Annotated in this window: 13 protein-coding genes; 8 read left to right on the forward strand and 5 right to left on the reverse strand. The window is 31.4% G+C overall.

The annotated features are described in order from the left end of the window. The first annotated feature begins 156 nt into the window (after window positions 1-156). Window positions 157-375 (forward strand): helix-turn-helix domain-containing protein, encoded by a 219-nt coding sequence (locus KHA90_RS25335; protein WP_213295913.1) that lies wholly within the window; start codon window positions 157-159, stop codon window positions 373-375. Between the two features lies 1 nt (window position 376). Further along, window positions 377-1,096 carry a hypothetical protein gene (locus KHA90_RS04630; RefSeq protein ID WP_213295915.1) on the forward strand — a complete coding sequence of 240 codons (720 nt, stop codon included), beginning with the start codon at window positions 377-379 and terminating at the stop codon, window positions 1,094-1,096. Here KHA90_RS04630 and KHA90_RS04635 read toward each other — a convergent pair. Further along, window positions 1,083-2,819, reverse strand: a complete 1,737-nt coding sequence (locus tag KHA90_RS04635; RefSeq protein ID WP_213295916.1) for an Eco57I restriction-modification methylase domain-containing protein — start codon at window positions 2,817-2,819, stop codon at window positions 1,083-1,085. The genes KHA90_RS04630 and KHA90_RS04635 overlap by 14 nt on opposite strands. 261 nt (window positions 2,820-3,080) lie before the next feature. After that, window positions 3,081-4,430 carry a serine hydrolase domain-containing protein gene (locus KHA90_RS04640; RefSeq protein ID WP_213295917.1) on the reverse strand — a complete coding sequence of 450 codons (1,350 nt, stop codon included), beginning with the start codon at window positions 4,428-4,430 and terminating at the stop codon, window positions 3,081-3,083. A 221-nt stretch (window positions 4,431-4,651) separates the two neighbouring features. Here KHA90_RS04640 and KHA90_RS04645 point away from each other — a divergent pair, with 221 nt between their 5' ends. The 6 genes from KHA90_RS04645 (at window position 4,652) to KHA90_RS04670 (ending at window position 8,783) form a co-directional block, all read left to right on the forward strand. Next, a complete protein-coding gene (locus KHA90_RS04645) occupies window positions 4,652-5,866 on the forward strand; it encodes an aminotransferase class V-fold PLP-dependent enzyme (RefSeq protein WP_213295918.1) in 1,215 nt (404 codons plus the stop codon). A gap of 8 nt (window positions 5,867-5,874) precedes the next feature. Next, window positions 5,875-6,300 (forward strand): hypothetical protein, encoded by a 426-nt coding sequence (locus tag KHA90_RS04650; protein WP_213295919.1) that lies wholly within the window; start codon window positions 5,875-5,877, stop codon window positions 6,298-6,300. A 2-nt stretch (window positions 6,301-6,302) separates the two neighbouring features. Next, window positions 6,303-6,728, forward strand: a complete 426-nt coding sequence (locus KHA90_RS04655; protein WP_213295920.1) for a SufE family protein — start codon at window positions 6,303-6,305, stop codon at window positions 6,726-6,728. Window positions 6,729-6,841: 113 nt separating this feature from the next. Beyond that, window positions 6,842-7,165: an SUF system Fe-S cluster assembly protein gene (locus tag KHA90_RS04660; RefSeq protein ID WP_042564763.1), complete on the forward strand. Its 324-nt coding sequence runs from the start codon at window positions 6,842-6,844 to the stop codon at window positions 7,163-7,165. Window positions 7,166-7,244: 79 nt separating this feature from the next. Continuing rightward, complete coding sequence (locus tag KHA90_RS04665) at window positions 7,245-7,754, forward strand: DUF2480 family protein (protein WP_213295921.1); 510 nt, start codon at window positions 7,245-7,247, stop codon at window positions 7,752-7,754. Between the two features lie 78 nt (window positions 7,755-7,832). Then, on the forward strand, window positions 7,833-8,783 hold the full coding sequence (locus tag KHA90_RS04670; protein ID WP_213295923.1) for a DUF3078 domain-containing protein: 951 nt from the start codon (window positions 7,833-7,835) through the stop codon (window positions 8,781-8,783). Window positions 8,784-9,041: 258 nt separating this feature from the next. Here KHA90_RS04670 and hflX read toward each other — a convergent pair whose 3' ends face one another. The 3 genes from hflX to KHA90_RS04685 form a co-directional block, all read right to left on the reverse strand. Then, window positions 9,042-10,286 (reverse strand): GTPase HflX, encoded by a 1,245-nt coding sequence (gene hflX / locus KHA90_RS04675; protein ID WP_213295925.1) that lies wholly within the window; start codon window positions 10,284-10,286, stop codon window positions 9,042-9,044. A gap of 189 nt (window positions 10,287-10,475) precedes the next feature. Further along, entirely contained in the window at window positions 10,476-11,342 is an 867-nt protein-coding gene (locus KHA90_RS04680) for a hypothetical protein (RefSeq protein ID WP_213295926.1), read from the reverse strand. A 135-nt stretch (window positions 11,343-11,477) separates the two neighbouring features. Beyond that, complete coding sequence (locus KHA90_RS04685; RefSeq protein WP_213295927.1) at window positions 11,478-12,827, reverse strand: DUF5689 domain-containing protein; 1,350 nt, start codon at window positions 12,825-12,827, stop codon at window positions 11,478-11,480. Window positions 12,828-12,834: the final 7 nt, after the last annotated feature.

Consider the following 12,834-nt stretch of genomic DNA (forward strand, 5'->3'; position numbering starts at 1 on the left):
GCCCTTGCAAGGGCAGTTAATACAAATCCTACTATTACCTGCAAGTGTACTAAACGGACGCAACATCATAAAATTGGCAAGAATCCTCGCAAGAAATCTCGACACTATACTTATAGTCCGTTGTATCATAAACTACAAATATAGAACTTTGTAATCGTGGACATAAGAATCAAAATAGGAATACGACTTAAAGAACTTAGAAACGAAAAAGGGCTTAGTCAAGAAAAGTTCTCATTCATTTGTGAGCTTGACAGAACCTATATAGCAAGTATTGAGCAAGGAAAAAGAAATGTTTCAGTAGCAAACATCGAAAAAATTGCAAAAGCGCTTGATATGTCTGTTTATCAATTTTTTAAATCAGATTTATTCAAGTAAAATGGAAATAAAAGAATACGAAGAACTCATTATTTCACAATTAAATAATGTCATAGAACAAATTATAGATAAAGGTCCAAATTTAGCAATTGCTGTAAAAAAAGGAGAAAGAGTTGGAGATGGAATAAGTAAATACCTTGAAAATAAATTTGTTGAGTTCACTAGAGAACACAAGTATTTTACTGATTCTTTAGCATCACCTGAAGGAAAAACAAAAAACCCATTTGATGTCCAAACATTTTTTGAAATTAATAATCATAGAGAATTACTTTGGATTGATTTTAAAGCAATAAATGTTGACAATGATGATACTAATCCCGATAGCGGTACACCGGACAAAGTATTAACATTAATAAATAGCGGTTATTTTTATTTGATATACATTCTTGTTTATTACAAAGGAAATGAAACAGGGTTAGATTTTGTTAAGAACAACGAAATATTTGTAAAATCATATTTTCTTAAAGATGTTAGTAGTACCATGAGAATAACACCTGCAAATCAGATGCAAGTCAATGGTTTTGCTGAACCAATGTACAGAACCCGAGAAGACTTTCTAGAGTTTTTACTTCAAAAAAAAATAGAATCTAATGAAAGAAAACTAAAAAAAGCAACTGAAGAATTAGAAAATTTAAGACAAGGTAATTTCAAAAAAGACTTATCTTTAGAGCAACTAAAAGAACTTAATAAATCACAAGAAGAAAGCATCAAAAAACTTTGATACTTTCTTTAATATTAGAAATTTCTGAATCAGACAACTGATAATAAGAATAAACTAAATTGTCAATTTGAGTTTTCAGAGTATCTTTTGAATCGAAATTAGCGTAAACTTCTTTACACAATTTAGAAATATCATTTTGTAATTTAATATCATTAGGAATATAAATAGTTCCTAAATCCCCGATTTTAATTTGTGGTTGTTTTCCTTGTGAAAATCTTATTATGTTCATTTGTTGGGCATAATAAGTAATAAAATCAGTATTTAAGAAACCACACAAGAAATACAAAAAGTCAATAGTTTTTTGTGAATTATCTCTTAAAGAAAACACATATAGACTATTGTTCGCTGAACTTTTACCTAAATCAATTGTCGCAACTATTTCTTTAGTAGACTGCCTAATAAATAGTTTTGGATTATCATAAATAATAGTTTCACCTAATCCTAATCTTTTCTTATTCTTAACCCCTTGTTTCTCTAATTCAATTTTCAATTCATCATTAATAGAATCCTGCAAAGGTTTATCATAAAAAAAATATTTTTTAAACTCCAATTTACTATATTTTTCCGATAGCGCCTTTGAGCCTTGATAATACGGATAAAGTAAACTTTCTTCTCTATTTCCTTTATCTATAAAAGTAAACCTGTCCTCCATATCAAGAAGCATTACACAAGTTCGCAAATTTTTATTTGGATACAATTGAAGTATCGTTTTATCTTTTTTTCCTTCTACTTTATCTAATATCTCCTTTGAAATAGAACAACCATTGTATCTAAATTTATATTCATCATTTTTAGTATACCAGCTTGACTGCTCAACCAAATAATTGTTTTGAGTTTTATGGTCAATAATTTGAACTTTATTATTTAAACTTTTAGACTTCGATAATTTAATTATAACTTGACCACTAGCGACATCAAAATCTTTAATATTTACTTGTAACTCGATAATTGTAGTATTATCTAATAAATATTTTCGAGTAAATTCATAAGCTGTTTCAAAAAATGAAACATCAATAATAAAACTTAGCTTACCATCATCTTTTAAAAAGTCAAGTGAATGCTCAATAAATAACATCACTAAATTTAGTTTTCCATTTTTTACTGAATTTGGGAACTGATTATAATTATTAAGATAATTAACTCTTTGCGCTTCATTTTCTTTCTTATCTCTACGACCATATAAAGTTACATAAGGAGGATTACCAATGACGTAATCAAATGAATTATATAATTCTGCAAATGGAGTAATTCTAACTTCGTCAAATAAAGAGACTCCAGAAGATATCTTATCTGTAAAATCCCAAGTTATACCATTAAATGAACCTTTAAAAGTTTCATCAAACAAGAAAAAATATAACTCTAAAATATTATTTTTAGTTTTATCAACCATATCTTCTTGAATGTCAACAAAGAAAATATTGTTTGAAATAAATTTTGAAATCAATATGCTATCAGGAAATTTTAAATACAAATCAGTCAAAAGTTTTAAAATAAAAATTCCTTGACCACAAGATGGCTCTAGAATTCTTTTTGAAAAAATTTCTGAATCAACAATGATAATGTCTAATAAATTTTCAACTGTCTCTAAAGAGTTCGTCAAAAAAACTCCATTCTTTTTCCTATCCTTCTTGTTTAATTTTTGCTCATAGTCGCTTTGACCAAAGGCCTTTTCATTAAGAAACGACGAAATTTTATTAATGCTTATAGTTTCTTTAACTCCCATTTTATTGCTTTTAATTTAGTGTCCAAATATAAAACAAAAAAACAAATTGATACTTATAATCTACAGCAACTTTTCAACATATTAAACTAAATTTACAACCAATAAAAAAAGCCAGAATGTAATAGACGTTTGACAGGATTAAGGTTTAAACTGAATTTAAAGATGGTTGTGTACCTGAAAAATTTTGCATATTTATTTTCCAACCTTACCAAGTGCCAGAACATTATTAGCACAATTGGATGTTTTATTATTTATTTGTAATTATTTCTTCACACTATCAATTATCCCTTTCAAAAACCCATTAAAATCAAATCCAGGCTCTTCTTCCTTCACTCCCATTCTCACAATTACCATATCCAGAGACGGAATAATGGCTACCATTTGTCCTTGATATCCACTACAATAAAACATATCACGAGGAACATCCGGAAATTTTCCTCCGGCGTTTAACCAAAATTGAGCTCCGTATTTTCCATCAGAAGTATTCGTAGGCGTTGCTGTATATTTTACCCAGCTTTCATCCAGAATTTGTTCTCCGTTCCAATTTCCTTTATGCAAGTATAGTAATCCAAATTTTGACCAATCGCGAGCTGTTGCCCACGCATACGATGACCCTACAAAAGTCCCGGCCATATCCTGTTCGACAATCATCGAGTTCATTCCTATTTTATCGATTACGGCGCTGTACCAAAAATCAAGATATTCCTGTTGCGATTTAAACTGACTTTTTAAAATTCCTGACAATAAGTTTGATGTTCCTGAGGAATAATTCCAATGTGTGTTGGGTTTAAATTCTGCCGGTTTTTCACGTTGAATTTTTGCCATATCTCCGGATTGAAAAAGCATTATTGTGGCATCACAAATTTTACTGTAATTCTCCTCCCATTCCAATCCGGAATTCATATGAAGCAAATCGTTTATCGTGATAATTTTTCGATCATCGTTTTGCCATTCGGCGATTGGTGCAGGTTTATAAATATCGATTTTTCCTTGTTTTGATAAAACTCCAAAAGCAGAATTCACTATACTTTTTGTCATCGACCAGCCCAAAATTTTACTCTCTTTATTAAAACCCGTATCGTATTGTTCCGCTATCAATTTATCTTTATATAAAACCACGACCGCACGAGTACGTTTTGCTTTTCCTCCGTTTTTATCGAATGAATCATCAACTGCCTTTTTTAATTTCGAATAATCAACATTGGAAAGCAATGTGTCTTTTGGCTCATTATTCCCATAAGGAAAAGGAAGATTATTGATCAATTTAGTTCGTTTTGGAAGTAAATATGATTTTGAAACATCGTAATCCTCATCAATTAAAGTTGCACCTAAGCCTTCACGATAAATTGCTTTTCTTTCTTTTAAACCATAAACCGAAGATGTTGCAAATTTCCCGGCTTCATTAATTGTATTGGATGCTAAATCCATTAGCTGAATATCATTATCTGATTTTTCAATTAATTCTTTTGTTCGATGATCTAAAAAATGACCCGAAGCAATACTTTTGGCTGAAAAGCCAGAAATTAATTCAAGCTTTGGATAAGTGGTAAATCCAAAATAAAAAACTGCAATCAATAAACCAAGCACAAGTAATTTGATGATTTTTTTCATATTATTTACAAGATATTTTTAATGCAATATAAATAATTTATGTTCAACATTTTAACATCTAATTCAGATTCCGAATTTGTCATATTTATAAAACACAATTAATTTTGCAGAATAAATATATAAACCTTCTGCTGATAGCATCATAAAAGGAAATTATAGTTTTGATGGGTAAACCAATTTAGTTTTAGTACTTTTGTAAATAGAATTTTTCTAAATAAGACATGTTAGACATCCAAAAAATAAGAGCTGAATTTCCGATACTTTCGGAAAAAGTAAACGGAAAACCACTGGTATATTTCGATAACGGAGCAACCTCACAAAAACCACAAATTGTGATTGACGCTGAGGCGAAATATTATCAGGAAATAAATGCCAACATTCACCGTGGCGTTCACACATTAAGTCAATTAGCAACTGACGCATACGAGATTTCAAGGGTAAAAATCCAACATCATATTAATGCTAAGTTTTCTCACGAAGTACTTTTTACTTCGGGAACAACACACGGAATTAATTTAGTTACTAACGGTTTTGCTTCTATTTTAAAACCTGGCGACGAAGTTATAGTTTCATCTTTAGAACATCATAGTAATATTGTTCCGTGGCAAATGTTATGTGAGAAAACCGGAGCAACTCTTAGAGTTATTCCGATGAACCAAGATGGTGAATTGATTATGGAAGCTTTTGAAGCATTACTTTCAGAAAAAACCAAAGTTGTTACAGTAAATCATATTTCAAACGCATTAGGGATTATCAATCCTGTAAAATACATGATCGAAAAAGCACACGCTGTTGGCGCTGCAGTTTTAATTGATGGCGCACAAGCTGTTCCGCATTTAAAACCGGATGTTCAGGATTTAGATTGTGATTTTTATGCTTTTTCAGGGCACAAAATGTGCGGTCCAACCGGAACGGGGATTTTATACGGAAAAGAAGATTGGTTAAACAAATTACCTCCTTATCAGGGTGGTGGTGAAATGATTAAGGAAGTTACTTTTGAAAAAACGACTTATGCTGATCTTCCTCATAAATTTGAAGCCGGAACGCCAAATATTGCTGGCGGAATTGTTTTAGGAACTGCTGTTGATTATCTAAATAATATCGGTTTTCACAATATTCAAAAGCAGGAAGAAAAACTATTAGAACACGCTACAAAACGTTTGTTAGAAATTGAAGGTCTGAAAATTTACGGAACCGGAAAAAATAAAGCTTCGGTAGTTTCGTTTAATATTGATGGAATTCATCCTTATGACATTGGTTCAATTATTGATAAATTAGGAATTGCAGTTAGAACTGGACATCATTGTGCTCAGCCTATTATGACCTTTTTCTGTATTCCCGGAACCATTCGTGCTTCATTTTCTTTCTACAATACTATTGAGGAAATTGACGTAATGGTTGAAGCGGTTAAGAAGGCAAAAACCATGTTAAGCTAAAAAAAATTATGAAAATATTATCTTTATTACTGCTTACTATTATTATTGGAACGAGCTGTTCAAGCCAAAAAGCAAACGATATGACAGCAACACAAATGGAATATTCTGCGGTTTCTCGTGGTTTTTACAAAAAGATAATTGTTGAAAATAAAACAGTTTCGGTTATCAACGGCAAAAATACTGAACCGGTTAAAACCAAAATAAGTGATGCAAAATGGAAACAGATTGAAACCGAATTCTTAAAGATTGATGTTGAGAAAATTCCAACTTTAAAAGCTCCAACCGAAAAACGTTTTTATGATGGAGCTGCAATTGGAAACTTAAAGGTAATTCAGAATCAGAAAACATATGAAACGCAAGGTTTTGACAATGGTTATCCTCCGAAGGAAATAGAAAAATTAGTAAATTTACTTGTTGATTTTACGAAAGAATAATTATGACAATAAAAGAGATACAAAACGAAATAATAGACGAATTTTCGATGTTCGACGATTGGATGCAACGTTATGAATACATCATCGAATTGGGAAAAAGTCTTCCGTTAATCAAAGAAGAATACAAAACTGAAGAGAATTTAATCAAAGGCTGTCAATCTAAAGTTTGGTTGCAAGGCGAACAAAATGACGATAAAATTGTTTTTACTGCAGATAGTGATGCGATTTTAACCAAAGGAATTATTGCCATTTTAATCCGTGCTTTCTCTAATCAAAAAGCAGAAGATATTATAAACGCCGACACTCAATTTATTGATGACATTGGATTAAAAGAACATTTGTCTGCCACTCGTGCAAATGGATTGGTATCGATGATTAAAAACATCAAAATGTACGCTTTAGCTTTTGATGCAAAAAACAAAAATTAATTTTTCCGCCACGAATTCCACAAATTAACACGAATTAAGAATATTTATTTAGCCTAAAAATTGGTGATAATTCGTGAAATTCGTGGCAAAAAAAACAAAAATAAAAAACAACAATGGAACAAGAAATAGACACAAACGAATTAGGAGAATCAATTGTAAAAGTTTTAAAAAGCATTTACGACCCGGAGATTCCTGTTGATATTTACGAATTAGGATTGATTTATGACGTAATGGTAAATACTGATTATGAAGTAAAAATCCTAATGACATTAACATCCCCAAACTGTCCGGTTGCGGAAAGTTTACCAAGAGAAGTAGAAGAAAAAGTAAAAACAATAGAACACATAAAAGATGTTGATGTTGAGATTACTTTTGATCCGCCTTGGAGTAAAGATTTAATGAGCGAAGAAGCAAAATTAGAATTAGGAATGCTTTAATTAGTCATAAAGTCGAAAGTCATAAAGTCTTAATAACAAACTTTATGACTTTCGACATTCGACTTTAAGACTTCATATAATGGAAGAAATTATCAATAAAGTTGCCAATAGTGCCTTAGAAGTTTTTGATCTTGAGGATTATTATCCTAAAGGAATGCGTGTACAAATTGACATTTCGCAATGGCTTTTAGAAGGTTTTCTATTAAAAGAAAAAGACTTTAGAGAACATCTCAAAAACCACGATTGGTCACAATATCAAGATCAGTACGTGGCTGTCAATTGCAGTACAGATGCAATCGTTCCTGCCTGGTCTTCGATTTTAGTTGCGATTCAATTAGCTCCTTACGCAAAAAAAGTTGTTAACGGGACTATAGAAGATTTAGATGCCTCTTTGTATGAAGAACTTTTAGGCAATCTTGACTATTCAGAATATAAAGGCAAACCTGTTATTATTAAAGGCTGTTCAAAAAAACCAGTTCCTACCAGAGCTTATATTTTGGCCGCTACTTATTTGCAGCCTTTTGCAAGAAGCATTATGTATGGAGAAGCTTGTTCAGCAGTACCTTTATACAAAGAAGCTAAGAAATAACTTTCTTTTAGAGTCAATAATTCCAAACCTTATAACGGTTTTTAGTATATTTGTTCTTACACATTTAAACTATATACCATGAGAAAGCTAACGTTATTACTTTTTATTTTAGCGAACTTAACTTTTGTTCAAGCCCAAAATTCAGAAAAAGAATTAATTCAGAATACTGAAAAAGCAGTAAAGAAAATAAACGATACTATTGAAGGGGAAGGTTGGAAAGCAAAAGGAACAGTTTCTCTTTTACTAAACCAATCTAGCTTTAATAATTGGATTGCCGGTGGTGAAGACAGTTTCTCAGGAACTTTGGGGATCAACTATGATTTCAATTATAAAAAAGACGATATTACCTGGGATAATAAAGTTTTAGCTTCTTACGGACTTTTACAAACTAAAAATGCCGACTATGAAAAAAAGACTGATGACCGTCTGGAATTCAATTCCATTGTAGGAAAAAGAGCTTTTGGTCAATGGTATTATTCTTATTTCCTGAATTTCAGAACTCAATTTTCAACGGGCTATTTGTACGGAAAAGATGAGAACGGAAAAGAAATCAGAACCGAAAATACACAATTCATGTCTCCGGGTTATCTCACGACCGGTCCCGGTATTTATTGGACTAAAGACGATAATCTGAAGATAAATTTTGCTCCTCTAACTTCTAAATTTACTTTTGTTGACGGTGCTTATACATCAGGAATCGATCAGGCTACTGGTTTACCATATGTTGATGGAGATTACTTTGGCGTAGATGCTAACAAAACTATGCGTTACGAATTGGGTTTCTATGCTTCTGTTTATTACAAATTGGCGATAATGACGAACGTAACTGCCGAAAATACCTTGAATCTTTATTCTAACTATTTAGAAGATCCACAAAATGTAGATATCAATTATTCCTTGAATATTATCATGAAAGTAAACAAATTTTTATCTGCTAATTTATCTTTTCAAACGATTTATGATGACAATGCTTTTAGTGGTTTTCAAACCAGAGAAGTATTTGGGTTAGGGGTTAATTTCGGATTCTAATTCAAAGGCTGCCTAAAAATTTACCGCTAAGTCTAAGATTTTTAGCTGGGCTGAAATAATCTCTTCGTGAAATTAAGAAATTTCAACTTAAAAATTAACTTTACAAACATAGAAGCACGCAAATATTTTTTATATGCAAGGTTTTATAAAAACACAAAGTTCGCAAAGCTGGATGTTGAACCAGCTTTGCGAACTTCGTGTTTTCTAAACTTACTGCAAAATAAAAATCTTAGCACTCTTTGCGGTAAAAATTTTTATTTATTCCTCATCATCTTGTTCTTCTTCTTTCTCGATTGCATCTTTATAATCCGGATACAAAAATTTATTATACGGGAATCTGGTGATATGAATCTGACGAACTGCTTCGTAAACCACTTCTCTGAATTCCTCAAAATTTTCTTTTTGTGTAGCCGAAATAAACAATGCTTTGCTTTGACCAACATTACTCATCCAGGTTTGTTTCCATTCCTCAAGTGTATAATGTTTTCTTGTTTTTTCGGTAATCAAATCATCCTCGTCAATTGTCAAATGTTTGTAGGCATCAATTTTATTAAAAACCATAATAGTTGGCTTGTCATTACTTTTGATTTCTAACAAAGTCTTATTTACGGACTCAATATGATCTTCAAAATCAGGATGTGAAATATCTACAACATGCAATAGCAAATCGGCTTCACGAACTTCATCAAGCGTACTTTTAAAAGAATCTACCAATTGTGTTGGCAATTTTCTAATAAAACCTACGGTATCTGATAATAAAAATGGCAAGTTTTTAATTACCACTTTTCGAACCGTTGTATCAAGAGTTGCGAATAATTTATTCTCAACAAAAACATCACTTTTACCAACTGCATTCATTAATGTCGATTTCCCAACATTTGTATATCCTACAAGAGCCACACGAACCATTGCGCCGCGATTACTGCGCTGCACGCCCATTTGTTTGTCGATAGTTTTTATCTTCTCTTTTAATAATGCAATACGGTCACGAACAATACGTCTGTCTGTTTCAATCTCAGTTTCACCAGGTCCACGCATTCCAATACCACCTTTTTGACGCTCAAGGTGAGTCCACATACCAGAAAGTCTAGGCAATAAATATTGACATTGCGCTAATTCTACTTGCGTTCTTGCATAAGATGTTTCGGCTCTCTGAGCAAAAATATCCAGAATAAGGTGCGTCCTGTCTAAGATTTTACAATCTATAATTTTAGATATATTTTTTTGCTGAGATGGTGATAATTCATCATCAAAAACTAAAGTCGATATGTCGTTTTCTTTTACAAAAAGATTTATTTCCTCAATTTTCCCTGTTCCAACAAAAGTCTTAGGATTTGGGCGTTCCATTTTTTGAGAAAAGCGTTTTATAACTTCACCGCCAGCGGTAAAAGTCAAAAACTCTAATTCATCAAGATATTCGTTAAGTTTTTCTTCACTTTGATTTTGAGTTACAATACCAACAATAGCAGTTCTCTCAAAATTTATAATTTCTTTTTCTATCATAGCTTTGAATAAGGTGCAAATTTAATGATTTGTAAGGTACTAACGCTTATAGAATTTCTTTTTTAAGTTCTATTTAGAAAAATTAGTATTGCTGTAAAAAACTAACCATTTAGAAATTATGAATTGTTAGGGTTTAATCTTCACAAAACTTAATATCTAAATGGTTTCAAGTACTTAAAATGACGATTTTTACTCGTAAATAAAAGATTTTTCTGTTTTTACAATTCCGTTTTCTTCGATTTGTGAACAAGAAATAGGATAGTTTAATTTATTGTATTTGAATTTTCTGCTCACACCAACTAAAACTGTAGATGATGGGCTAAAGTTCATTTCATTATTATAGGAGATCGCTTCAAAACTAAACTCTTCTTCATGATAAGAAATCATTGGTACAATTATTTTGTAATTATCACCAAACAAGCTTTGAACAATTAGTTGGTCTACAGATTTTTTATCATCAAAAGTATATGTTTTAGATATTTTATCTCCTACAAGACCTTTGTGCTTTATAACATTGTCATTAACGTAAACATATTCTATTTTACCAATAATAGCTTTGTTTCTATCTCTTGATGTACGTCGAACAATGATTCCATTTTCGACAATATATTCGATATCATCAACTAAATTCTGGTGATTGGTACTCTTTTTAGTAATTACTTTTACTCTTGCTCCTTCATAGCCAAAAGTTACAGTTTTAGTAATGTAGTCATTACCTTCCTGATATTTCTTTACAAATTTTATAATGTTGTTATCCGCATCATAAGTATAGTTTACAACTTCTTTCCAGTCGCTTCCAATCTTATCTTTTACGGTCATGTCAAGCAATCCTTTTGTATTGTAAAAAAAATGCTGAACAACATCAGATGTGGTAATCGTTTGTATTTTTCCGTCTTTAAAAACAACTGTTTTATTTACAATTTCACCATCTTTTGAGTTTTGGTAATTTGTTTTTACAATATTAATTTGTTTTAATCTAACAGGTGCATTTTGATCCTGGCTGTGCAATAAGCATGGAAAAACCATCATCATGATGGCAATAAAGTAGGTTTTCATATTTTTGTATCGATTTGGGGTGACCAAAATACAAAATTCAATTAAATTTTAACAGTTTAAAACTTAAAAACAATATACTATTAAATTATCATCTAAAAATCAGCACTTTAATTTCATTTTTAAAAATTGAATGCGCTACTTTTCACCAAAAATTTTAACATCATCAACCATAAAAGCACCATTTAATGTTTTGTCTTTACCAGAACCTATATATTTAAATGCAATATGAACATTTCCTGAATAAGCTGATAAATCTATTCCGCCTGAGCTTATAAATTTTCTGGTGGGTGTAGAAAGCGAAGGTAAATTTGCTTCTAACTTCGTCCACTTTGCTTTTGTAATATTTGAGCCGTCAAAATTACTGGAGATATAAACTTCTAAAGAATTTAATGGCGAATCAACTTTAAGATCATGTTGCGCACTTCTAAAGGAAAACACCGCGTTTTTATAAGTCGTTAAATTGATTTTTGGGGTAACAAGCCACGCTATATTTTCTGCCGCTGTTGTACTTGTTGTATTAAATTCAGCATATCCGTTTCCGGCATACAACATGCTTTTCCATAATTTTGAAGCTTTTTCTACAATGTTACTCCAACCCGGAAGCGCAAAATTTACATTGTTTTTTACGGATTGAAAATCTTCTGCAAAAAACGGAACTGTTCTTTTTCCGTTCATTACCAAATCTTTTTCTGATCTGATCATCAATTGGTAATCCGTTCCAAATTTTGTCAAAACCCCTCTGACTTTTCCGCTTCCTTCAGGTACAGGATTATCTGCAAAACTGGCATAACTACTCGTTCTAAAAATTATTTGGTTACCTGTTTTATCACGAAGATTCCAATTTGTAGCACCTCCAACATTGTTTGATTCTTCAAAATAATGACGCCCAATTGCCGCTTCTGCAAATTGTACATCATTTAATTCTACCAAAGTGTTAAGCCTTGCGTCGTTTAATGCTTCTTCTATAGAAATAGATTCAACCAATTCGTTTTCATCAATTACTGTACATGAGGCATTCAGAACATTTTTATAATCATTTTGCGAAACTCTTCCAATTGTAGGATCGCCGGCATTACTTACATACAAACTTCCAATTCGCATACCTTCAAAATACAAATCTGTAAATTGATTTTTAAGCTTTATATACACTTTGTTCCCGACACGAAAATCAATATAAGTATTTGAAACATCGACCGGAATACTAAATCCTATTGCCGGCGTTTTATCTGTTGCCAGAGTTTGAAAAGAAATTGCCTTAAAAAAATTACCTCCTTCATCGCTGGAAACAACATAAGCCTCAATTGTATCATCGTAACTATATAGTTTTGGAACTGATCCTGAAAGATCTTTTACTTTTTGAACTGTTTGATTTAATGCTAGATCAGGTTGTGTACATGCTAATTTCGGGATTTCAACTTCATTATTACAACCACAAAAAATAAGGAATGACAATGCAAAAAAGGCAATTAAAAATTTATTTTTCATTTTAAAT

This window comes from Flavobacterium psychroterrae, from assembly GCF_018380615.1.
GTDB classification, from domain to species: domain Bacteria; phylum Bacteroidota; class Bacteroidia; order Flavobacteriales; family Flavobacteriaceae; genus Flavobacterium; species Flavobacterium psychroterrae.

Coding starts and splice junctions, on each gene's coding strand:
- KHA90_RS04630 (WP_213295915.1), top strand. CDS start 377: ATGGAAATAAAAGAATACGAAGAACTCATTATTTCACAATTAAATAAT.
- KHA90_RS04635 (WP_213295916.1), bottom strand. CDS start 2,819: ATGGGAGTTAAAGAAACTATAAGCATTAATAAAATTTCGTCGTTTCTT.
- KHA90_RS04640 (WP_213295917.1), bottom strand. CDS start 4,430: ATGAAAAAAATCATCAAATTACTTGTGCTTGGTTTATTGATTGCAGTT.
- KHA90_RS04645 (WP_213295918.1), top strand. CDS start 4,652: ATGTTAGACATCCAAAAAATAAGAGCTGAATTTCCGATACTTTCGGAA.
- KHA90_RS04650 (WP_213295919.1), top strand. CDS start 5,875: ATGAAAATATTATCTTTATTACTGCTTACTATTATTATTGGAACGAGC.
- KHA90_RS04655 (WP_213295920.1), top strand. CDS start 6,303: ATGACAATAAAAGAGATACAAAACGAAATAATAGACGAATTTTCGATG.
- KHA90_RS04660 (WP_042564763.1), top strand. CDS start 6,842: ATGGAACAAGAAATAGACACAAACGAATTAGGAGAATCAATTGTAAAA.
- KHA90_RS04665 (WP_213295921.1), top strand. CDS start 7,245: ATGGAAGAAATTATCAATAAAGTTGCCAATAGTGCCTTAGAAGTTTTT.
- KHA90_RS04670 (WP_213295923.1), top strand. CDS start 7,833: ATGAGAAAGCTAACGTTATTACTTTTTATTTTAGCGAACTTAACTTTT.
- hflX (WP_213295925.1), bottom strand. CDS start 10,286: ATGATAGAAAAAGAAATTATAAATTTTGAGAGAACTGCTATTGTTGGT.
- KHA90_RS04680 (WP_213295926.1), bottom strand. CDS start 11,342: ATGAAAACCTACTTTATTGCCATCATGATGATGGTTTTTCCATGCTTA.
- KHA90_RS04685 (WP_213295927.1), bottom strand. CDS start 12,827: ATGAAAAATAAATTTTTAATTGCCTTTTTTGCATTGTCATTCCTTATT.